Source organism: Halorubellus litoreus (assembly GCF_037081675.1).
GTDB classification, from domain to species: domain Archaea; phylum Halobacteriota; class Halobacteria; order Halobacteriales; family Natrialbaceae; genus Halorubellus; species Halorubellus litoreus.
Map to the genome: position 1 here is coordinate 190,495 of NZ_JAZAQL010000003.1, position 22,075 is coordinate 212,569.

General features: G+C 68.5%; 24 protein-coding genes. 13 read left to right on the top strand and 11 right to left on the bottom strand.

The features are described from left to right. Positions 1–72 precede the first annotated feature (72 nt). Entirely contained in the window at positions 73–1,317 is a 1,245-nt protein-coding gene (gene hutI, locus VYJ16_RS15805; RefSeq protein ID WP_336351279.1) for an imidazolonepropionase, read from the bottom strand. Beyond that, positions 1,317–3,161: a urocanate hydratase gene (gene hutU, locus VYJ16_RS15810; protein WP_336351280.1), complete on the bottom strand. Its 1,845-nt coding sequence runs from the start codon at positions 3,159–3,161 to the stop codon at positions 1,317–1,319. The genes hutI and hutU overlap by 1 nt, the downstream gene beginning before the upstream one ends. A 561-nt stretch (positions 3,162–3,722) precedes the next feature. Between hutU and VYJ16_RS15815 the strand changes: the two genes are divergently transcribed. Next, entirely contained in the window at positions 3,723–4,646 is a 924-nt protein-coding gene (locus VYJ16_RS15815) for a hypothetical protein (protein WP_336351281.1), read from the top strand. A 115-nt stretch (positions 4,647–4,761) separates the two neighbouring features. Beyond that, positions 4,762–4,995 (top strand): DUF7385 family protein, encoded by a 234-nt coding sequence (locus VYJ16_RS15820; RefSeq protein WP_336351282.1) that lies wholly within the window; start codon positions 4,762–4,764, stop codon positions 4,993–4,995. Between the two features lie 179 nt (positions 4,996–5,174). Here the strand turns inward: VYJ16_RS15820 and VYJ16_RS15825 are convergent, their stop codons facing one another. From VYJ16_RS15825 to VYJ16_RS15835, 3 genes are all read right to left on the bottom strand, one after another. Further along, the gene (locus tag VYJ16_RS15825) at positions 5,175–6,269 is read right to left on the bottom strand and encodes a YeiH family protein (RefSeq protein WP_336351283.1); all 1,095 of its coding nucleotides are present in this window, start codon (positions 6,267–6,269) and stop codon (positions 5,175–5,177) included. 7 nt (positions 6,270–6,276) lie between these two features. After that, positions 6,277–6,435 (bottom strand): hypothetical protein, encoded by a 159-nt coding sequence (locus VYJ16_RS15830; protein WP_336351284.1) that lies wholly within the window; start codon positions 6,433–6,435, stop codon positions 6,277–6,279. A 191-nt stretch (positions 6,436–6,626) separates the two neighbouring features. Continuing rightward, complete coding sequence (locus VYJ16_RS15835; protein WP_336351285.1) at positions 6,627–7,259, bottom strand: hypothetical protein; 633 nt, start codon at positions 7,257–7,259, stop codon at positions 6,627–6,629. Between the two features lie 215 nt (positions 7,260–7,474). On the opposite strand from VYJ16_RS15835, the gene VYJ16_RS15840 reads away from it, so the two are divergent. Further along, entirely contained in the window at positions 7,475–8,455 is a 981-nt protein-coding gene (locus VYJ16_RS15840; protein ID WP_336351286.1) for a winged helix-turn-helix domain-containing protein, read from the top strand. Positions 8,456–8,642: 187 nt separating this feature from the next. Then, positions 8,643–9,404: an SAM-dependent methyltransferase gene (locus VYJ16_RS15845; RefSeq protein ID WP_336351287.1), complete on the top strand. Its 762-nt coding sequence runs from the start codon at positions 8,643–8,645 to the stop codon at positions 9,402–9,404. A gap of 24 nt (positions 9,405–9,428) precedes the next feature. Here the strand turns inward: VYJ16_RS15845 and VYJ16_RS15850 are convergent, their stop codons facing one another. Then, positions 9,429–10,511: an MBL fold metallo-hydrolase gene (locus tag VYJ16_RS15850; protein ID WP_336351288.1), complete on the bottom strand. Its 1,083-nt coding sequence runs from the start codon at positions 10,509–10,511 to the stop codon at positions 9,429–9,431. Further along, positions 10,512–11,342 (bottom strand): HpcH/HpaI aldolase family protein, encoded by an 831-nt coding sequence (locus VYJ16_RS15855; RefSeq protein ID WP_336351289.1) that lies wholly within the window; start codon positions 11,340–11,342, stop codon positions 10,512–10,514. Between the two features lie 79 nt (positions 11,343–11,421). Between VYJ16_RS15855 and VYJ16_RS15860 the strand changes: the two genes are divergently transcribed. The 6 genes from VYJ16_RS15860 (at position 11,422) to VYJ16_RS15885 (ending at position 16,810) form a co-directional block, all read left to right on the top strand. Continuing rightward, positions 11,422–11,595 carry a hypothetical protein gene (locus VYJ16_RS15860; RefSeq protein ID WP_336351290.1) on the top strand — a complete coding sequence of 58 codons (174 nt, stop codon included), beginning with the start codon at positions 11,422–11,424 and terminating at the stop codon, positions 11,593–11,595. Positions 11,596–11,684: 89 nt separating this feature from the next. After that, positions 11,685–12,836: a pyridoxal phosphate-dependent aminotransferase gene (locus VYJ16_RS15865; protein ID WP_336351291.1), complete on the top strand. Its 1,152-nt coding sequence runs from the start codon at positions 11,685–11,687 to the stop codon at positions 12,834–12,836. A gap of 212 nt (positions 12,837–13,048) precedes the next feature. After that, positions 13,049–13,600 carry a hypothetical protein gene (locus VYJ16_RS15870; RefSeq protein WP_336351292.1) on the top strand — a complete coding sequence of 184 codons (552 nt, stop codon included), beginning with the start codon at positions 13,049–13,051 and terminating at the stop codon, positions 13,598–13,600. A gap of 15 nt (positions 13,601–13,615) precedes the next feature. After that, complete coding sequence (locus VYJ16_RS15875) at positions 13,616–14,656, top strand: S24/S26 family peptidase (protein WP_336351293.1); 1,041 nt, start codon at positions 13,616–13,618, stop codon at positions 14,654–14,656. A 93-nt stretch (positions 14,657–14,749) separates the two neighbouring features. Continuing rightward, complete coding sequence (locus tag VYJ16_RS15880; RefSeq protein WP_336351294.1) at positions 14,750–15,898, top strand: DUF5305 family protein; 1,149 nt, start codon at positions 14,750–14,752, stop codon at positions 15,896–15,898. An 18-nt stretch (positions 15,899–15,916) separates the two neighbouring features. Beyond that, complete coding sequence (locus tag VYJ16_RS15885) at positions 15,917–16,810, top strand: hypothetical protein (RefSeq protein ID WP_336351295.1); 894 nt, start codon at positions 15,917–15,919, stop codon at positions 16,808–16,810. A gap of 74 nt (positions 16,811–16,884) precedes the next feature. Here the strand turns inward: VYJ16_RS15885 and VYJ16_RS15890 are convergent, their stop codons facing one another. From VYJ16_RS15890 to VYJ16_RS15905, 4 genes are all read right to left on the bottom strand, one after another. After that, complete coding sequence (locus VYJ16_RS15890; RefSeq protein WP_418934297.1) at positions 16,885–17,250, bottom strand: DUF7344 domain-containing protein; 366 nt, start codon at positions 17,248–17,250, stop codon at positions 16,885–16,887. Between the two features lie 67 nt (positions 17,251–17,317). Next, positions 17,318–19,993, bottom strand: coding sequence for a PAS domain-containing protein (locus VYJ16_RS15895; protein WP_336351297.1), 2,676 nt, complete (start codon positions 19,991–19,993; stop codon positions 17,318–17,320). Positions 19,994–20,007: 14 nt separating this feature from the next. Next, on the bottom strand, positions 20,008–20,145 hold the full coding sequence (locus VYJ16_RS15900; RefSeq protein ID WP_336351298.1) for a hypothetical protein: 138 nt from the start codon (positions 20,143–20,145) through the stop codon (positions 20,008–20,010). Between the two features lie 92 nt (positions 20,146–20,237). Next, on the bottom strand, positions 20,238–20,456 hold the full coding sequence (locus tag VYJ16_RS15905) for a hypothetical protein (protein WP_336351299.1): 219 nt from the start codon (positions 20,454–20,456) through the stop codon (positions 20,238–20,240). Between the two features lie 87 nt (positions 20,457–20,543). On the opposite strand from VYJ16_RS15905, the gene VYJ16_RS15910 reads away from it, so the two are divergent. The 3 genes from VYJ16_RS15910 to VYJ16_RS15920 all read left to right on the top strand — a co-directional run bounded on the left by VYJ16_RS15910 (position 20,544) and on the right by VYJ16_RS15920 (position 21,919). Then, positions 20,544–21,221: a helix-turn-helix domain-containing protein gene (locus VYJ16_RS15910; RefSeq protein ID WP_336351300.1), complete on the top strand. Its 678-nt coding sequence runs from the start codon at positions 20,544–20,546 to the stop codon at positions 21,219–21,221. A gap of 146 nt (positions 21,222–21,367) precedes the next feature. Then, a complete protein-coding gene (locus VYJ16_RS15915) occupies positions 21,368–21,556 on the top strand; it encodes a hypothetical protein (protein ID WP_336351301.1) in 189 nt (62 codons plus the stop codon). Between the two features lie 114 nt (positions 21,557–21,670). Then, positions 21,671–21,919, top strand: a complete 249-nt coding sequence (locus VYJ16_RS15920; RefSeq protein ID WP_336351302.1) for a HalOD1 output domain-containing protein — start codon at positions 21,671–21,673, stop codon at positions 21,917–21,919. Positions 21,920–22,075 lie beyond the last annotated feature (156 nt).

The window sequence follows — 22,075 nt, forward strand, 5'->3', positions numbered from 1 at the left end:
TGATATGAAAGCGATTTATCAAACTCCGTCTAGAGTCCGTCGAGAATCCCGGAGCGAAGAGAAATCCCGGGGTCAGGCGACGCGCGCGCCGTCCTTGAACACGGCGTCGACGACGTTCTCGCCGAACTGGTAGGGGACGTGGACGTGACTGGGCGCGTCCACTATCGCCATGTCGGCTGGCGCGCCCTCGTCGAGTCGACCTTTCGTGGGGCGGTCGAGCGCCATGGCGGCGTGCTCGGTGGCGGCGACGAGCGCCTGCGCGGGCGTCATCCCCATCTCGACGCAACAGAGCGACTGCGCGAACCCCATCGAGCGACTGTGACAGTTCGGGTTGAAGTCGGTCGCGACCGCGACCGGAGCGCCCGCGTCGAGCATCTCCGCGGCGTCCGCGTACTCCGCGCCGAGCCCGAACGCGGTCCCGGGGAGGACGACCGGGACGACGTCGGCGTCGACGAGCGCGTCGACGTCCTCGCGCGTCGAATGCAGGAGGTGGTCCGCGCTCGTCGCCGCGACGTCAGCCGCGAGCTTCGTCCCGCCGATGTGCGCGAGCTCCTCGGCGTGCACCTTCGGCGTGAGCCCGTGGTCGCGGCCCGCTTCGAGGACCCGCCGGGATTGCTCGACGGAGAACACGCCCTCCTCGCAGAAGACGTCGCAGTACTCGGCAACGCCCTGCTCGGCGGCGGCCGGAATCTGCTCGTCGACGACGTCGTCGACGTAGTCGTCGGTATCCTGGCCTTCCGGGACTGCGTGCGCGCCCATGAACGTCGGGACGACGTCGACGACGTGGTCCGCGGCGACCGTCTCGACCGCCGAGAGGAGCTTCAGTTCGCTCTCGGCGTCGAGCCCGTACCCGGACTTCACCTCGACGGTCGTCGTGCCGTACGCGAGCATCGCGTCCAGGTGCTCGCGGAGGTTCGCGGCGAGCTCGCGCTCGGTCGCCTCCCGGACCGCGCGGACGGTGCGGAGGATGCCGCCGCCGTCCGCGAGTATCTCCTGGTACGTCTTCCCCTTCAGCTTCGCCTCGAACTCGTCGCTCCGGTCACCGGCGAACACGGCGTGCGTGTGCGGGTCCACGAACCCCGGGACGACCGCCTGCCCGGTCGCGTCGTACGCCTCCTCGGCGTTCTCCGCGGGGTACTCGCGCAGGACCTCGTCGGTCGGACCGACGGCCGCGATCTCGCCGTCGACGACCGCGACCGCTGCGTCCTCGTACGTCTCGAGGAGTTCGCTGCCCTCGCCGGGCCACGCGCCGTCGCGTTTCCCGACGACGACCTCCGAAGCGTCGTGGACGACCGTCTGGAGTTCACCGCCCGGCATCAGTCCGACCCCCCGCTCTCGCTCGCGGCGCCGCCGCTCGCGCGTTCCGAGTCGCGTGGCGACTCGTTCCGGTCGCGCATCGGGACCGCGACGCCGCTCCGGTCGGCCTCGTCGATAGCGTCCTCGTAGCCAGCGTCGGCGTGCCGGATGACGCCCATCCCGGGGTCGGTCGTGAACACGCGCCGGGCCTTCTCCGCGGCGAGGTCGGTCCCGTCGAGGACGACGTGGTTGTTCGTGTGCAGCGAGTTCCCGATGCCGACGCCGCCGCCGTCGTGCACGCTCACGATGTCCGCACCAGCGGCGGTGTTCACGAGCGCGTTCAGTATCGGCCAGTCCGCGACCGCGTCCGTTCCGTCCTTCATCGCTTCCGTCTCGCGGTTCGGGCTCGCGACCGAGCCCGCGTCGAGGTGGTCGCGCGTGACGACGACCGGCGCCGCTATCTCGCCGCTCGCGACGAGTTCGTTGATGCGGAGCGCGAACAGCGCGCGCTCGGTGAGTTCCGCGTCCGCGTCGACGTGCGTCGCGTCCAGCGGCGTCTCGCTCACGGGCGTCGTCTCGTACCCCAGCCAGCAGACCCGACTCGGGAGCCCCTGGAACGACACCTGGTCGCGGGCGAGGTCGATCCAGCGTGCGAGGTCGTCCTTCTCCGGGAACAGTTCCAGGACCGCCTCGTCGGTGCGCGCGATGTCGGCCTCGTTCCCCGACAGGGCCGCCCAGCGGAACGGACCCTTCCCGCGACAGAACAGCGGGCGGATGTACGCCGGCACGAACCCGGGGAAGTCGAACGCCTCCTCGAACCCGCGGTGGGTCTGGACCTGCCCGCGGATGTTGTTCCCGTACTCGAACGCTATCGCGCCGGCGTCCTGCATGTCGAGGATGCCTTGCACGTGGCGCTCCATCGTGTCGAGGCTCTCCTCGACGTACGCGTCGGGGTCCTCGCTGCGGAGCGCGTCGGCCTCCTCGACGGTGTACCCGCTCGGATAGTACCCTTCGAGTTCGTCGTGCGCGCTCGTCTGGTCGGTGACGACGTCCGGGACGAACCCGCGTTCGAGCATCCCCTCGAACATGTCCGCGGCGTTCATGTGCAGCCCGATACTGAGCGGGTCGCCGCTCTCCGCGGCGTCCTCGGCCATCGCGATGGCCTCGTCGAGGTCGCCGGTCTTCGTCATGCAGTAGTCGGTCTCGATGCGGCGATCGATGCGGGCGTCGTCGACCTCCGCGGCGATGCAGACGCCGTGATTCATCGTCACCGCGAGCGGCTGCGCGCCACCCATCCCCCCGAGCCCGGCGGTGACGGTGATGGTTCCCCGGAGGCCCTCCGTCTCGGGGAAGTGCTGTCGCGCCGCTTCCGCGAGCGTCTCGAACGTCCCCTGGATGATGCCCTGCGTGCCGATGTACGCCCACGACCCCGCGGTCATCTGGCCGTACATGATCTTCCCTTCGGCCTCGAGTTCGTGGAAGTGCTCCCAGTCGTCCCACGCGCCGACGAGGTTCGAGTTCGCGATGAGGACTCGGGGCGCTCGTTCGTGCGTCTCGAACCGCCCGACGGGTTTCCCGGACTGCACGAGCAGCGTCTCGTCGTCGGGGAGGTCGCGCAACTCGGCCATGATGGCGTCGTACGCGTCCCAGCTCCGCGCCGCACGACCCGTCCCGCCGTAGACGACGAGGTCCTCGGGTCGCTCGGCGACCTCTGGGTCGAGGTTGTTGTTCAGCATGCGAAGCGCGGCTTCCTGCCGCCAGCCCTCGCACTCGATGTCGGTCCCGGTCGGTGCGCCCTCGTACTCGCGGTACTGCTCGCTCACGTCGCCGACGTCCAGGTTCCCGCCGCCGGAATTGTCAGCCATGCTCTCGACTTCGACCGGGAACCCGTTGGTCCTTCACCCACCAAGAGGAGGGGCATTCAAGTAGTACGGCTGGTCGTTCGGGCCAGAGCGTGCTCGCACCCGGGTTGCTCGTCGCGGCCGAAGCACACGTGCGGACGGTCACCGCCCCGGAGCGAACGCACGGACGGTCATAGCTTCGGAGTGACGACATTCGGTGGTGCGTCGTGCGGCGAGTCCCCGTCCACGTGACGGTTCGTCACGGTCGAACCTCGAGTGTTGGAGACCGGTCGGAACCGAGCGGGGTGGGGTGGTATGGCTACTCGTCGGTATCCCGATGTAAGTATAGGTTTTCGGGAACTTTTGCGAGAGTTCAGTTGCCGCGGGGGGAGTCGTATGAGACTCGTACCGGTGTCGACGGCGTGAACGGTTCGGAGGTTCTCAGTACGCTCTCGCGGCACATTCGACAACCAATCGTCATCGACGCGTCGCGACGCGTCCGCGATGTGACTGAGGCGGTGCTTACCCCTCGTCCGAGTCATCTATCAAGAGTATAACAATCAATGTGGCCGGCGAAGCCAGTCCATGGATTTGACCCGTCGGTCGGTACTGGTCGGGACGGCCGGACTGGCAGCGCTTGGCGACCGCTTCTGGCAATTCGGATGGAACCTCGTCGAGGATAGTTCGTCGAACAGCGTCGGCGTCGCCATCGCCGTCAACGACGACCGGGAGTTCAGAGGACTCAGTCGAACCGCCACACTCGAACGCGTCCGGGACCCCTGGCAGCCGGGGAACAGCGACGGCGACGGACAGGGCAACGGCGACGGACAGGGCAACGACGGCAACGCTCCTCCGGGGAACGACGTCCTGCACGTTTCCTCGGCCCCGGGACAGGGGCGCGGCGCGTCGGAGCCCGAGGTGACGTTCGACATCGGGCTGTCGCTCGTGGACGTCAGCGAGCGCGAGCTGACCGTGTCCGATATCGCGGACGACGGGGGTTCGCCGTCGGGATTCGCGTACGACTGGGGGACGACCGAGGCCGACGTCGTCGGCGTCGACACCGACCACGAGGGCGTCGGCTCGCCCGACGACGTATGGTTGTTCCTCGACACTGACCCCGACAACAGCGGGTCGAACGCCCAGGGGGCGTGGCCGCAGTTCAGGGACACCCAGGCGGTGTTCAGGACGCTGTACGCGGACCGGAACGACGACTCTGGCGGGTTCACCGAGGACTGGGAGCTCGGCGAGTGGAACACGCGCGACGTGACCGCCGAGTTCGACGCATCCGGGTGGAAGCAACTGGACCTGGAGGGCAGACGGTTCGAACGACTCGACTCGAGCGTCGCGACGACGTACGAGGACGCGCTCGTCGTCGGCGTGGGCATCAGTCGCGGCGACCCCTACTACGGGCCCTCGAAGCTCGACGCGTACTACCGGGACCTCACGGTCGCGGGAGAACAGTACGAGTTCCCGGCCAGCTACACGCAGGGCCGGGGACCGCCGAGGTGACCGAGCAGCACCCAGGCGCTCCGTTGATGGGATCGCGGCGACGAGCGCGCTCCCCGCACCCGCAACGCCAGGCGTTCCCGCCCGGATTTATGTCGACGCAACAGGAAAGGCCGGTATGGACGACGTCGACTTCGACGAACTCGTGGCCTCGCTCACGCTCCGCGAGGAGAACACCGCCCTGAAGAGCTACCAGAACACCGTCTCGGTCGTCTGCCCCGCGTGCGACGACCCCTTCGACGACCTCGTCGTCTGCAAGGAGAACCCGACGAGCCTCAACATCTCGCGACAACTCGACCTCTGCGTCGGGAACGTCGACGACAAGACCGTCATCTTCACGCACAAGCGCTGACCGGCGCGACGAGGGAGTGCGAGCCCGGCGTCCAGCGTGATGCCGAGCAATCAGCGGGAACTGCGCCAGCGACCGCCATCGGGTGGTGCTCGATTCTCTGGAGGGCCCGCGTGCCGAGGACGTCGTCGTCCAGCAAGACCGAGAGGGGCGACTCCGGCCGAGGGCGCGCACGCATTCGCTCACGGGCCGAGGAGCGTCTGGACGGCGACGAGGGCGACCGCGCTCGTCGCGAGGAGGGCGGTGAGGACGAGCGCGATGGGTGCGCCGCCGGTACTGCGGAGGTCGTCGACGTCCACGCTGAGGCCGAGTCCGGCGAACGCGACGAGGAAGAGCCCCTGGTATGCGCGCTCCATGCTCGCGGTCGCGGCGTCGGGGACGACCGCGCTGGACGTGAGGACGACCACCGCGAAGAACCCGAGGACGAACGTCGGGAACGACGACGCGATCGCGCGCAGCGAGCCCGCGAAGCTGGACGACGACGACGTCGTGGCGTCGTCGCGCCCGGTCTCGGTGTCGTCGTCGCGTTCGCTCCCTGCGGTATCGGCGTTCGCGTACCACAGCGAGTACCCGACGACGAGGACGCCCAGGAGGAGGTTCCGCGTGAGTTTCGTGACGGTCGCCCAGCGCCCCGCGACGTCGCCGAACGCGAACCCGGCCGCGGTGACGGGGCCCGTCGAGAACATCGTGAGGCCCGCCCAGACGCCGAAGACGCGCTCGGTGAGCCCGAGCGCACTGCCGACGACGGGGTACGCGAACAGGGTGACGACGTCGAAGAGGAGGATGGTGCCGGCGGCGTACGCGAGGTCGTCCTCGTTCGCGCCGATGCTCCCGGCGACGCCGACGGCGGCGGAGACGCCGCAGACGCTCGCCCCCGCAGCGAGCAGCGACCCGAGCTTCCCGCGGACACCGAAGACGCCGTTCGCGAGCGCCTCGACGAGGACGAGCGTGAGGAGGACGACGCCGACGACCAGCACGGCGAGCGTCGGCCCCGTCGAGAGCAGCGTCGATAGCGACACCCTGGCGCCCATGAGGACGATACCGAGCTCGAGCCAGCGCGTGTGCGTCTCCACGCCCGCCGCGAGCGACTCGGGGACGCCGACCGTGTTCGCGACGACGAGCCCGAGCGCGACCGCGACGACGAGCTCGCTCGCGACCGGAACGACGCCCGCTGCCGCGCGAGCGACCCCGGCGAGGACGGCGAGGAACGCCACCCCTGGTGCTACCCGTCGAACGGTCGACCGCGCCGACGACGTGGCGTCTTCGTCGGCCGTCATCGCGTGGTCAATACGGGACGGGTACGCTGAACTGCACGATGAACGTGACGATACTCGCGACGGCGACCGCAGGCCACTCACGGTCGAGCGTTCGCGAGTACTCGATCGCCGCTCCGAGGGCGTTCTCGGCCGTGTCGGTGCCGTCACCGCTCGGGTCGGGAGTCATTCCTGACGGGAGTACGACGTCGGGATGCTGGTCATCGTCGCCAGTCCGGGGTCGGCGTCGACGGCGGTCGACGAGTCCCGGGTCACGGTTTCGAGCGTGGACCGGTCGCGGCCGGTCCGGCGGTATTCGGTGAAGGATGGGGCGGTCGGGATAAACGGCGGCTCCGAGCGGAGGGTGAATGAGAGGGGGGTTCAGGTGGAGTCGTTCGTCGACGAGCCTCGGACGGATTCGCAGTCGTCCGGTCCGACGACCGTTGCCGTCTGGACACCGGCCCAGGGGTCGCCGTACATCTGGACGTTCACCTCGAGGAGACGGAAGTCGGTCTCACCGAAGGGGTCGACGATGGTGCCGTTGAGTGGCCCGACAGCCATCCAGATGGGCGTCCCGGTCGTCCTGTCGACGTACGTCAGCGCGAGGTCGTAGGAGACGTTCGCTGGAGAGACCGCGACCACGAGCACCTCACAGTCCAGCGTGACCGTCGCGTGAGCGTGCGTGAACGAGACCGTATTCGTGTACGAGTCGTTCGATTGCGTGTCGTGCGCGATCGGTTCGTTCGTTCCCGCATCGTCTGCGCCGGGTTCGGTGGACCTGCCGAGCGCGCCGTTCGACGTTGACCGGGCCGGGTCGGCAGGGACTGCCTCGGTATCAGTCGAGTTGGCGCTGTTGCGGCCAGTTGGGTCGTCAACGTCCGGGGGTTCGACGAGACGGAGCGGGACGTGATCCGAACTCGTTCCGAGGGCGTCGTTCGCGATGCCTGCTCCGAGTGCGAGGAGGAGCGCGAGTCCGAGTGCGAGCGTGATTCGTTTGGTGTCGTGATAGCTCATGGATGCTCGTGTGGGGGTAGGGCACGCAACAGGATAAGTGTCAGCTGAAAATAACTTCTATAGGGATTTGGACGGAAATTCTCGTCCCTTCGCTGACCGACAGGTCGAATACGTACCACGAACGGGGCGTAACTCCTCAGTACCGAACGCGCACTTCATGCTACCCGCCCGAACGGTCGACGAGAGTTATGTTCCACGGCGACGTACACCAAGAGATGAACCCGAACGAGAGAGCAACCCAGCACCCCGACGTCGATAGCGACAGAACTCTCTCGAAAGCGGCTCTCGCCGCGGTCGGTGACGAGACCCGGCTTCGCATCCTCGAAGCGCTCTACCTGGCGCGAGACACCGACCGACACCCGGACGTTCGCCCGACTCCCTTCAGCGAACTCCGAAAACGCGTCGGGATGGCGGACGGTTCGCAGTTCAACTACCACCTCAAGCAGCTCGTCGGCCCCTTCGTCACCCAGACGGAGGACGGGTACGTGCTCCGGCGAGCAGGCGAACGCATCGTCACCGCAGTCCTCGCGGGCGAATACGCCGACGCCGTCGTCTACGACGCAGAACCGATTCCTACGCCCTGTGCCATCTGTGGTGGCGACGTCGTCCTCGACTACAACGTCGAACCGTACCTGGACTACCTCGTCGTCCGCTGCACCAACTGCGAAGGCGTCATGTCAGGTACCGGACGACCACCAGGGATGCTCTCGTTGACCGACGCCATGCCACCAATCGGGATGCAGACGCGAGACCCCATCGAGACCTACCTCGCCACGTTCAGCTTCGTCGGGAATCAGTTCCGGACCATCGTCGACGGCGTCTGTCCGCACTGCGCTGGACGGATGACCGCCGAACCACAGGTCTGCGACGACCACGACCCCGGTGACGGAACCGTCTGCGAGAGCTGTCAAACCATCTTCTTCGTCTGGTACCGCCACCGATGTGCAGTCTGCGGGTTCTCACCCAGGATATTCCTCGACCGACACTTCGTCGTGCATCCGACCGTCACCGCGTTCTACCACGACCACGGCTACGACCCGTTCGGCCCCGAGTGGCTCCGCGTCGCGACGGAGACCATCGCCGCCCAGACCGTCGTCACCGAGGACCCGTTCGAACTCGAGGTCCAACTGGAGATCGACGACGACGCGCTCACGGTGACCCTAGACGGGAACGGAGACGTTCTCTCAGTCACGTAGCGTTCGTCGATTCCCGTCCAGCACCCCGACCTGCACCATCACGAGCGTACGGTCAGAACGGTCGTCTGGTCGACCATGATGGACGACCAACCGTGGCACGGCACGGTAAAGCTCCGGCTCTGCACGTCCGACACCAGTCACCTGCACGGTGGAAAAGGGGAGGACGGTGGGCGCCCTCGCTATCGGTATGAGCGACACCCGACCGTGGCACGAGGACGACAGATTCTGGGAGGCGTTCCGGGACGCGATGTTCCCCGAGGAGAAGTTCGAGCGCGCCGGCGAGGAACTCGACAGCATCCTCGCGCTCCCCGGCGTCGACGTGACCGCGGGCGATTCCGTTCTCGACCTCCCGTGCGGACCGGGGCGGCATAGCGTCGCGCTCGCCGAGCGCGGGTTCGACGTCACCGGCGTCGACGCGACCCCCGCGTACCTCGACGAAGCCCGAACGCGCGCCAGCGACGCGGACGTCGCCGACCGCGTCTCGTTCGTCGACGCGGACATGCGCGAGTTCACGCGACCCGGCGCGTTCGACCTCGCGCTGAACCTCTTCACGTCGTTCGGATACTTCGACGAACGCGCGGACGACGAACGCGTCGCCGAGCACCTCCACGCGTCGCTCGCCCCCGGCGGCACGCTCGTCATGGACCTCGCGTCCAAGGAGACGCTCGCTCGCGACTTCCGAGCCCGCACGTGGGACGAATTCGAGGACGGGTACGTCCTCGAGGAGCGAACGGTGACCGACGACTGGTCGTGGATGGAGAACTCCTGGCGGCTCGTCGTCGACGGCGACGTCCGCGAGTACGACGTCTCCCACCGCCTCTACTCGGCGTACGAACTCACGTCGCTCCTCGAACGAGTCGGATTCGAGACGGTGAACGCGTACGGGACGCTCGACGCCGACGCGTACGACCACGAGGCCGAGCGACTGCTCGTCGTCGCCGAGAAGTGAGGCGGCGTCCAGACGCGACCCCGGTCAGTGCTCGCGTCGCCAGACGTCGTCGATCCGACCGCTCACGTCGGCGACGTCCCGGGCCTGGAACCGTAACGGGTCGTCCGCGACGCGTTCGGCGACGCCGAGGTCCGTGAGGTCCTGGAGGTGCGCGAACGCTTCGCCCGCACCGAACTTGACGTGGTAGCCGCTCATGTCGCCGAAGCGGTCCCGGGCGACCGTCCACGGGGTGACACCGGGGGCGTCGCCGGCCGTGTCGTCCCCGGCAGTGGCGAGTTCGGCGAGCGAGTCCGCGACGAGACCGGCGCGCTCGCGGTGATGCGCGCGCAGTTCCGCGAGGCGCGGCGCGAGGTCGAACGCGGTGCCGTGCCCGGGGAGCGCGCGCCAGCCCGCGCCAGCGAGCCGGTCGAGCGCGCGCCGGTAGTCCGCGAGCGGTTCCGTCTGGCGGGTGTCGCCGCCGCCGACGTTCGGCGTCACCGTCCGCAGGACCGCGTCGCCGACGAGCACGCGCGAGTCCGCCCTGCCCCCGTCGACCGCGGCGTCGAGGGAGAACGCGACGTGTCCGGCGGTGTGGCCGGGCGTCTCGACGACGGAGAGCGGCCCCACGGCGTCACCGGCGGCGAGCGCCTCGACCGGCGTCTCGTCGGGCAGCGGCGACGGCGAGTCCGCGTTGCGGAGCGACGCGACGTCCTCCTCGGGGACGCCCCACCGCGAGAGCGCCGCCGCGTCGCGGTCCACGCGTCGCGCTCGCTCAGTCGCGTAGTCCGCGATAATTGGCGCGTCACGCTCGTGGAGGCGGAGGGTAGCATCCGCCGCGTCCGCGAGCCGCGGCGCGAGCCCCGCGTGGTCGACGTGCCAGTGCGTCACGAGCACGTCCTCGACGTCCGCGACCGGGAGGCCGACGTCAGCGAGTCCATCGCGGAGGCTATCGAACGCCGAATCACCCGGCGGTCCCGGATCGACGACGATGCCCGCGTCTGGAAGCACCCACGCGCTATTCCCGCCCTCCGGCCCCGACCCGTACGCTGTCGACACCTGCACGCGCTCGACTCGCTCGCGGTTCGCAGGCACCGCAGCGTCGTCGGCCGTCGACGACTCGTCGACCACTCAGTCGTCACCTCCATCGGGCGCCTCGTCCCCGCTAGCGAGCGCGTCGAGGTAGCCGGCGAGGCCGTCGCGGAGGTACGCGACGTCGACGCCGGCGACGACGAAGTCCATCCCCCAGTCGTCGCGGCGCGGCGTCGCGTTCTCGTGGCTCGTCGCGAGCGTGCCGACCGCGACCGACCCTGGAGCCGTGCTTGCGGCGTCGACGACGGTGTCGATGCTGGCGCGGAACGCGTCGCTGTCGAACGCGCCGAAGTCGCCGAGGCGCGCGGAGAGGTCCGCGGGCCCGACGAACAGGGCGTCGAGGCCGTCGAGCGCGGCGATGGCGTCCGCGTCGTCGATGGCGCCGGTGGTCTCCATCTGGAGGATGGTCGCGACGTCGTCGTTCGCGGTCTCGACCGCGTCGTCGAGCGTCCGGCCGTAGTCAGCCGCGCGGCCACCGGCGACGCCGCGGACGCCCTCTGGCGGGTACTGGCTTCCTCGAACCGCTTCGCGGGCGTCGGCGACCGACTCGACCTGTGGGACGAGGATGCCGTCAGGGCCGAGGTCGAGGAGGCGCTTGATCTCCGCGCGGTCAGGGCCGCTCGCGCGCACGACGGTCGCGGTGGCGGTCGCATCTGGGTTCCGCTGGCTGGCGCGGTGGTTCGCGGCGTCGACCGCGCGAACGCAGTCCGCGAGGTCACCGATGGCGTTCTCGGAGTGCTCGCCGTCGAGCACGACGAAGTCGACGGGTTCGGCAGCGAGCACCTCGGCGACGACCGGGTGGCCGACGGTACACCACGCGCCGACGAGCGCGTCGCCGTCGCGGAGTCGGTCGGCGAAGTCGGGTTGCATACCGAATGCGACGACGTGCAGCGCCAAAAGTGACCGCGTCGCCGGTGCCGTCTTCCCCCTCCAGCGCGTTCAGTCGGTCGTGCTGGCCCTCAGATACTACGTCTGCGAGCGCTGTGACGCCGTGCACGCCGACGTCGACCCGCCAGGCGAGTGCGGGCGATGCGGTCGTCGCGGAGCGGCCGCGTTCGACGACGTGACGTCGACGCTCGACGACGCGAGCGCGGCGTACTTCGCGACCGGTTCGAACCGCTGAATCCGCGGTCTGGACCGAACGCGGTCGGAATCCGGCGAATCCCGTGAGCCATGCGAACGGCTTTCACGCGAGCGGTCGACGCTGCGCGTATGCCACCGCTGACGGCGCGCGTCCGCGCACCGGAGCGCTCCTCGATCCGCGTCATGTACGACCTCGCCGAGGCCCACGACGGCGACCTCGTCCGCCTCGAGGTCGGCGAACCCGACTTCGACACGCCCGAGCACGTCGTCGACGCCGCGATGCGAGCGGCGCGCGACGGCGACACGCACTACACGCCCAACGCCGGCACCGTCGCGTGCCGCGACGCCATCTCGACCGTGCTCGCCGACCGATACGACCTCGATTACGGCGTCGACGAGCTCTGCGTCACCGTCGGCGGGATGGAGGCGCTCCTCCTCGCCGTTCTCGCCACTGTCGGTCCCGGCGAGGAACTGCTAGCGCCGGGGCCGACGTGGCCGAACTACGAGACGCAGGCCGCGCTCGCCGACGGCACGTTCACCGAGGTCGAACTCCCCGCGGAGACCGGGTACGACCTCGACCCGGACCTGGTCGTCGACGCGATGAGCGACGACACCGCCGCCGTCGTGTTGACGACGCCGAACAACCCGACGGGGCGCGTCTACGACCCCGCTGACTGCCAGCGCGTCGTCGACGCCGCCCGCGACCACGACGCGTTCGTCGTCGCGGACGAGGTGTACCTCTCGCTGTGCTACGACCGCGACGCTCGCGCCGTCGCGGAGTACGCGGGCCAGCCCGACCACGTCCTCACGGTCGGCTCGTGCTCGAAGGCGTACGCGATGACGGGGTGGCGCCTCGGGTGGCTCGCCGGCGACGCGGACGTCCTCGAACGCGTCGTGACGGTTCGCGAGTCCACGACCGCGTGCCCGTCGAGCGTCGCGCAGGCCGCCGCCGAAGCCGCACTGACCGGGCCCCAGGAACCCTTCGAGGAGATGTACGCGGCGTTCGAGGAGCGCCGCGACCTCGTCCACGACCGCCTCGCAGAGATACCTGGTGTGACCGCACCGCGCCCCGAGGGCGCGTTCTACGCGTTCCTCGACCCGGGCGTCGACGACTCGCTCGCGCTCGCCAAGCACCTGCTGCGCGAGCACGGCGTCGTCCTCGCCCCGGGGAGCGGATTCGGCGACGCCGGCCGCGGCCACCTCCGGCTGTCGTTCGCGAACTCGAGGGCCCGACTCCGCGAAGGACTGGACCGACTCGAGGCCGGACTCTCGACGTTTTAGCGTGTCAGCAATTTTTGCCGACTGTATCGAGCGTTCGGTTCGAGCTGCGTCCTTAACGGTGATTCCCGTTGAGAGCGGCTGAACCCCCAATTTTCCCGTTTTGCAGACCATGGTATCCCATGCCACGTCGTCTGTAATTTGCCTAAATCGAGGAGAAATCCACGATTTGGCCAACATGATTAAGTCAGTAAGAGAGATAATATGGTTCGACAATGCACAGGAGAGAATTCCTGCTCAGCGCCACCGGCATCGTCGGCGCCAGCACAGTCGGCTCGATAGCGTACACAAGCGCGACGGTCGAACGTGACGTGACCTCGAGCGTCGCTGCGGACGCGAGCGCGATCATCGGTCTCGTAGACGGCGGCGTCGGTGCCGTCAGCAAGACCAATGGCAAACTCCAGATCAACACGGACGCGAGTTCCAGCGGACTCAACGTCGACTCGACGTTCTGGTACGGCGACGACAGCTCACCGACCTCGACGTACGCGTTCAAAATCTCGAACAACTCTGACTCCTCCGAGACCATCACGCTCGCGCTGACCGACGGTTCCAGCAGCGCGATGAACCTCCCCACCAACGCCGTCTTCAACATCCACGTCCACACGTCCTCCTCGAACAAGGTCGGCACCGCGTCGCCCGGGTCGTCCCTCGACATCCCGCTCGACGCGAGCGGCGAGACCACCGACGAGGCCTACGCCGTCATCGAGATCCAGACCCCGACGTCGAACTCCGACATCACCGGGGCGATGAAGTTCACCGCCTAACAGTAGACATTCTTCATGAACCGAGGTGCGGTACTCGCCGTGATGGCGTTGGGGATGCTGCTCACGCTCGGCGCGATAGCGCCGGGTATCGCGCCGGTCGTGGTCGCGACGCCGGAGTCGGGGAGCATGGTGCCGACGGCGGAGACGCACTCGCTCGTCGTCGTGCTCGACACGGAGCCGACGGTCGGCGAGATCGCGCTGTTCGAGACGCCGACGCGGGACCGCGCGGTCCTGCATCGGCTCGTCGATCGGACCGCGGACGGCGAGGCGTTCGTCACGCAGGGCGACGCGAACGCCGCGAGCGACCAGGCGGCGGGCGACCCGCCGGTGTCGCCCGACCAGGTCTATGGGACCGTCCCGACGATATTCGGCCAGCCGCTCGTGATACCCTACGCCGGGCTCGTCTTGACGAATCCGGTGTTCGCGTTCGGCGTCTGGGCGCTCCTGGGCGCGTCGCTCCTGTACACGACGACGGGCGGGCAGGCGGTCCGCGAGACCGTCGCGGCCGTCCCCGTCCGCGTGCACGTCGTCGTGCTCGCCGTCGCCATCCTCGTCGTCGTCCCGGCGGCGACGGTGGCGGCGCCGGCGAGCGTCGACGCGGAGATACTGACGACGACCACCGCGACCGGCGAGAACCCCGGTATCGTCGCGCCCGGCGAGGTCGGCGAGCGCACCATCGAGGTGTCCTCGCCCGTCATCTGGGGGCTAGAGACGACCGCCGAGGTCGACGGCGACCTCCGAATCCGCTCCGTCAGCGCTGCAAGCGGCGGAACGCGCGAGGTAACCGTGGTGAACGACCCCGTCGACGACCCGCAGGTGCAGCGGGGCACCATCACCGTCTACTCGTTCCCGGCGACGCTCCCCAAGCCGGTGCTCGCCACGCTCGTCGACGTGCATCCGTTCGTCGCCGGGTTCGCTGCCGCGCTCCCCATCGGCGGGACCGTCCTCGTCGCCGCACTCCTGTTCATCGACCCGCGACTCCCGCTTCGAGCGAGTCGGAAAGCCATCCAGCGACGCCGGCGCCGCAAGCGAACCGACACGCCCCACCTCGACTGACATGACTCATCCAAGCCCCTCCACGTCCGCGACGTTCGGTCGCGAGTTCCCGTCGCGGTCGACGCGGACCCCGACACGGAACGGTGACCCACGATGATGGAATCGTACTCGTGGCTCCGGTTCAAGCACGCGCTCGCCACGAACACGAAAGCGATCGTCGTCGCGTGCGTCGTCGTCGCGCTCTTCACCACGACGATGCTCACGACGGGGTTCGTGACGGAGGCGAGCGCACTCAGCCCGCTCGCCGACGACGACGAGGCGACGTCGTTCCACGCGGCGAGCGTCGAACAGCACGCGACCGTCACCGTCCGCAACGACACCGACGCGTACGAGAAGGGCGAGACGCTCCGGGACGCGTCGCTGTACCCGCGCCGGAACGCGAGCGACCCGACCGTGAACGCGACCGCGACCGTCGACCGCGGGTCGCTCGATGCCCTCAACGTCACGCTCACGTACACCGCGACGCGAGCCGCGGGAGACGGGAGCGGGTTCTACGAGAAGGACGTCGTCGTCGCCGCGGTCGACCGACCCCGGAGTTCGGCGAACGTCACCGCCGACATCCCCATCGAGGACGTCTTCGAGATGCGTGACGACCTGGAAGCGGAGTTCGGCGACGGCGTGTCCGTGTCGGTGTCCATCGCGGCGACGGCGACGTACTCCTACGAGACGCCGACCGGGCGGACGGTCACGCGCACCATCCAGACCGGCGGCGGCATCGAGCCGGTCGGCCAGCTGTACGCGCTCCCGACCGGGAGCGACCGCGCGACCCACCGCACCGGGGCGAATCCGGACGCGAGCGGTGGCGTGTCGCCGTTCGTGAACTGGCTCGCCATCATCGCCCTGTTGTCCTCGGTCGTGTTCGGGGTCGCGACCGTCGTGAGCGGTCGGTTCATCGACGCCGACGAGGTCGCTCGCGAGATACAGTGGCAGCGGTTCCGGGACTGGGTGACCGAAGTCGAGTCGTACACGCCCCAGGGCGACGTGAACACGGTCGAGGTCACGAACCTGAACGACCTCGTGAACCTCGCCATCGACACGAACCGCCGCGTGCTCTTCCACCGTCCCGTCGAGGAGTACATCGTCGTCGAGAACGACGTGATGTACAAGTTCACGCCGGACGTCGGCGAGGACGCCGGAAGCACGGAACTGTTCGGGCTCCGCAAGGAGGACTTAGAGGAGACCGAGTTCCCGAACTTCGAGAACTTCGAAGCCGCCGAGAACCGGGAACGACCGAGCGACTGACGACGAGGTGAGTCACGGATGCCACGACGACACCCTCGCCGCAACGGGGGCACGGGCCGCCGGAACCTGCTCGCAGCGGTCGCCACCGGCGTCGCCGGCATCGGAATCGGCCTGAACGTCCTCAAACCCGAAGCGTACACGTCCGCAGTCCTCGGTCGCGGGGCGAACGCGGCGGTCACCGACGACCCGAACGCCGTCCTCGGCATGGAGGGGTTGACTGATACGAGCGTCACGCCGACGTTCACGAACCGGTCCTCGGCGACGATGGACGTCACGCTGGACGCCGTCGAGACCGGTATCGAGTGGGACCTCGGCGACGACGGTACCTACGTCACCGACCCGGTCACGTTCACGCTGGGGAGCGGGTCGTCGACCGAGTTGGCTGTCAAGGGCGCTGACGAGGTGACCGCGGACATCACGGCGGTACGCTCCGCGAACGGCACCACGACGGGGCGCATCGAGCTCCAGCGCGTCATCGACGTCCCGCAGTCGAACGTCGTCCAGGAGATAGCGGGGAGCGCCAAGGCCGCCGGGAACAGCGGGAAGTACGAGTTCGAACTCGAGAACACGGGCAACGTCGACGTGAGTCTCGTCGGCGTGGGCGTGAACGAGACCACGAACCCGAACGCCACCCAGGTCGACGGGGGCGGCATCCTCATCGCACCGGGAGGGTCGGTCGTCTCCAACGAGATACCCGTCGATAGCAGTGACCCGAGCAGCGATACGCGGGTCGACTTCGACCAGTCCGTTCCGCTGAACGCCGGCCAGACGAAGTCCTTCGAGTTCGACCGTTTCAGAGATAGTAGCGGGAAGAACGCGGAAATGAAGGGCGCGGACCTCAGGGTGACGTTCTACTTCACCGACGGGAGCTCCGGCGTCGTCGAACTCTGCTTGGCCGGTTGTAGTTTCTGAAGAAGGCTCGTGCGGTCTGTTCTCTCGAGTCGCGTCGTTCGCGCTCGACGCGAGTCGCGACGACGGCGGCGTACTCAGGACCGGGTCTCGAAGTCGGCGAAGTCGTCGAGGACCGTCGGTTCGAGCCACTCGTCGCCCGTGATTGGTAGGTCCTCGCACACGACGATGCCGTTCACTGGGTCGTACTCGAGGAGGGCGTTAGCGTCGAGTTTCGGGAGGACGGAGTGATGGAGGTACACCTCGACGTCCCTGTCGTCGCGCGGGCTGTCCGGGGCCCTCCCGGCCGCTGCTCGCTCCGCGATGGTCTCGGCGAGCGTCGAGCGGTCGAGCGGTTCGTTCGCTGTCGTGAGGATCGCGAGCACAGACCGTGTGAGCGGTCTCGCCAGCACCGACCACGCGACACGTTCCGGCGCCCGTCGAACCCCGTACTCCACTGTCATCACTAGCGTGAACACGCCTCACGCTCAAGAGCGTCCTACCGGAACAAGCCGGTTTGTCACCGCCACGTCAGGTCGGGTCGTCCGTCGACGATTCGACCGAGTCGAGCCCGAGGTACTGCGAGAGCACCTTCGCCATGGCGATCCGCAGGTGCTGGTGGAGCGTCGACGACGAGATATCTAGTGCGACCGCCAGTTCCTCGCCGGTCGTGCGTCGACGCGGCCACTCGAAGTACCCCGAGAGGTACGCTGCCTCGAGGACGCTCCGCTGGCGGTCCGTGAGTTCCGATTCGGTCATCGTGTCGAACAGCGCGCCCGGGACGGTTCGCTCCACCTCTCGCTTCGCGACGAGGTTCGCGTCGACGCCGCGGTGTTCGACGCGGTCCAGGTACGCTCGGACGTCGGACCCCGCGGTCACGTCCACCACGAACCGGGCGCGGCCGCCCTCGATCGTCCCACCGCGGATCCAGCCGCCGGCGTCCAGGAGCGCGCTGACCGGTGACGCCTCGCTGACCCGGAGTTCGAACGCGAACCGGTCACCGTCCGCGCCCACGACACGAACGGATTCGACGACGTCGAGGTCGGCGGCGGCGCGCTCGAGCGCGTCGTCGTCGGTATCGACGGCGGTGAGGTAGAGCAAGTACTCGTGGTCCTCGACCGGAACCACGCCCTCCAGCGTCCACGTCCCACCGACGCGTTCGTTCAGCGTCGGTAACGGCGCCGGGTCGCCGGAGACGTCGAGCTCCAGTTCCTCGAGGACGGTCGCGTGAAGCAGGTGCTTCGTGCGTATCGAGTCGATCGCGGTGCCGAGCAGTTGCCCGAGTTCCGCGAGGACGGCCAGTTCCTCCGACGCGAACGCGTCCTCGTCGGCCGCGCCGATCGTGAGGACGCCGTGAACGACGCCCTCGTACGACAGCGGGACGTTCGCGATAGCACGGACGGCTTCGGTCGCAGCGTACTCGTCGAAGGCCTGCGAGAGTCGGTCGTCGCGCTCGACGTCGACGACGGTCGGCGTCACCGTCTCCACGGCCTCCACGATCGCGTCCTTGAGCGTGCCGGCTGTCGACGCCTGGAGGGCGTTCATCTCCGCTGGCGTCGCACCGGCGGCGTGCTCGAACTGGATCTCGTCGCCGAACGTCACGCGAGCGGAGACCGCGAGCGGGTACGTGTCCGTCGCGCCGAGCGTCCGACAGACCGCCTCCTCGACCGCGTCGCGGTCCGTCGCAGCGATGATCGCTCGGTTGACGTCCCGGATGATCTCGTTCACGCGGTTCAGTCTGTCGAGCTCGTCGCGCTGGGCTTCCAGTCGCGCCGTCGCTTCCCGCCGTTCGGTGATGTCCCTGAGCGCGGAGAGGTGCTGGCCGGGGCGGACGTTCGCCGTCGCCGCGAAGTCCGTGATGCGGACGTCGCCGTCCGGTCTGACGAGCGTGAACTCGCCGCGCATCGACCCGTCCTCGAGGAACGTCTCCCAGACCGCGTCGACGTCCATCTCGGGCGGCGCGAAGTCGCGCGGGTGTCGTCCGAGGAGTTCCGATTCGGGGAGCCCGTAGAGGTCGCACGCCGCTTCGTTGACGGCGACGTAGTTTCCGTCGTCGTCGGCGAGAACGAGCGCGTCGAGCGTGCCCTCGAACACGCCGCTGAACAGGCGCTCGCGTTCTCTGAGCTTCGTCTCCGCGCGCTTGCGGTCGGTGACGTCCTCGAACGTCACGACGACCCTGGAGACGTCACCGTCGTCGTCGAAGACGGGCGCGGCGCCGACGACCAACCAGAGACGTGACTCGTCGGGATGACCGAGGGAGAGTTCGACGTTCCGTACCGCGTCACCCGTCTCGAGCACGTGATTCAGCGGGAACGACTCGACGGGCAGCGGGTCGCCGTCGGCGTCGAGCGCGTTCCACGCGCGGTCGGTGAGCGTCGATCCGACGAGGGCCTCGGGCGGGAGACCGAGTATCTCGGCGCCGCGCTGGTTGACGCGAACGAACCGTCCGTCGGCGTCGTGCACGGCGATACCCATCGGCGCCAGTTCGAGGAGTTCGTCGAAGACGTCGCGTTCGTGTCGGAGCGCGCGCACGCGCTCGATGCGCTCGGCGACGTCCGTGAAGTATATCGAGAGCCCGGTCGGTGACGGGAACGCGCGGATCTCGAACCACGTGTCGAGGGTGTCGGCGTACCACTCCATCGTCACCGGTTCCTGTCGCGTCATCGCTCGCTCGAACGCGGCCTGCATCCGCGTGCCCGCGACCACCTCGAAGACGTCCCAGATGGAGCGACCGAGGAGGGACTCGCGTGGTTCGTCGACGAGTGCCGCGGCTTTGTCGTTCACGAACGTGTACCGCCAGTCGGCGTCGAGTTCGACGACGCCGTCGGTGACGCGCGACAGGACCGTCGCCACGTCCGGAGATTCGGGGCCTGCACGACGGCAGTGGTACGCCACCAGCGAACTCGACGGGTCGACGTCCTCTACGGTGACAGTAACGGGGATGTCGCGACCGTCGGGGCCAGAGACGGTCGTCTCTCGCCGCGTCGGTGCGTCGTCGTCCGGGTCACCGGGGTCGAGGCGGTCGACGAACGTGGCACCGAGGAGGTCCGCGACGGTGGTCTCCGTCGAGAGGTCGCTCCGCGGTCGCCCGAGGACGCGTTCGACGGTCGGCGACGCCCAGCGGATGACGCCCGTCTCGTCGGCTATCAGCACGCAGTCGTCGCCGCGAGCACGTTCGGCGTACGCGCCGTCGTTCGTGGCTGGCATCGTCCTTGCGTTCTTCAGTCGTCGTTGGCGTCGATGTCGACGACAGCGGTGTTCTGTCCGGGGTTCGGACTGTCGCGCGTGGTCGGCAGGCGGCCGGGGTTGCCGGCGTCCAGCGCGACCTCGCGCCGCGCCGTCTTGAGTGGTGTTGTCATACCACGAACGTCGGCGGCGGTCGACATAAACGCTCGCGGCGAACAGGTCCACGCAGACGTCGCTGTGGACGAGCGAACCGCAGACGGGACGGCTACTGGCCGTCCAGCGCACCGCCCCGCGTCTTCGGGTCGTTCGCGACGACGACGTACACCGAGAGCGCGCCCTGCGAGACGAGGAGGAGCGCGAGACCGACGGCGACGAATCCGACGCCGACACCGCCCGAGATGACGTTCAACGCCAGGACCACGCCGAAGCCGATGGACGTCAATCCCAGCAGTGCCACGGCCATCCAGAGATTCGAGTTCGGCATCGTGCGAGCCTACCCGCCGTCACTCGATTACGGATTCCGATATGTCCAGTCGATAGTAGGTACCCGCCGCGTTCACCTCCACACGGAGTGGGGTTAAAGTACGGCCGGGGCGTCATCGTCGACGAGATGTACGAGGCGACGTTCCACATCCGCGGTGACGTCCCCTACGCGGACGCGACCGCGGACGGCGCTGCACGCGTCGAACTCTGGTGCAACGAGCACTGCGACCTCCTGCACGTCCGCGGTGACGCGACCGACGCGGTGCGCGAGGCGGTCGACGCCGCGGTCGGCGTCGCGGACGTCGTCGAACGCGGCACCGAAGCGGTCGTCGTCACGGAGGACTGCCTGCGCCCGCACACCGAAGGGAACGTCGAGGGCTACCTCGAGCGCCACGACTGCCTGCTCCTCCCGCCACTCCGGTACGAGGACGGCGGGAAACTCGTGCGCGTCCTCACGCTCGACGCCGGGAACCTCGCGGCGTTCTACGAGGACGTCCGCGCGTCGTTCGACGTGACGGTACGCGAGAAACGCGAGGTCGACGCCGTCCCGCAAGCAGGTGCGAGCATCGCGTCGGCCGCACCCGACCTCTCCGACCGCCAGACGGAAGCCATCCGCGCCGCGTGGGCCGACGGCTACTACGACGTGCCGCGTCGCACGACCACCACCGAACTCGCCGCCGCGATGGGCGTCGACCGCCGCACGTTCGAGGAACACCTCCGGCTCGCCGAGGAGAAGGTCGTCGGCGCACTCGTCGACCACGTCTGACGGCCGCAGGAGCCCACCGTGCATAACCGTCACACGCTCGTCGCACAGCGGACGTAGTCCTCGCATGACAGCGGGCGCCCTCGACGAGACCGACCGCCGTATCCTGTAGGCCCTCCAGGTCCACGGCGCTCGACGTTCCGGGCGTCGTGAACGTCCTCGAACTCGTGCGTGGAGCGGACAACGTTCACGTCGAGACCGTGGCGCGGTCGACCGACGCACTCACCGAGACCGCCCAGGGGCTGCGAGCGCTCGGTCTCCGCGTCGGCGACGAGACGCTCGCCCGCTCGAAACGAGTCGATGCTCCCGGTCTGCCGGACGACGTCGGAACGCCCTGAATCGACGCACTCCGGCCCGCGTCGACGTATTCTGGCGGTGAACGCGTTTCGTGCACGGGGATCCCGCATAGAAGTTCGCGAATGTTTATGCTAACCCCTCACGTATCTGGTTCGATGAATGTGGAGACGAGAACGTGGGCGGAACCGACGCAGCGCATCGTACAGGCCATCGCCGACGCGGAGGGCGTGGAGCCAGTGGACCTCGACCCGCCGTTGTTCGACGTCCTCGACGGCGACCTCCTGAACGCGCTGGTCTCGTCCAACGAGACCAACGCGGACGAACCGAGCCTCGAGATGTCCTTCGAGTACCTCGGGTACACCGTGTACGTCGCGGCCGGCGGCTCGGTCTCGGTCAGTAACTGACACGGTGACGTGATGGCGTCAGTCCCCGGACGCGGCCGCCGACGACCAGTCGGCCTCGCGCCACGCTAGCAGGTTCTTCGTCCCACCAGTCGTTCGACCGGCCCGAGACTCGCGCCCCTCGCTCGCAGGTCGGCACACTCCCCTACTCTCGCTTCC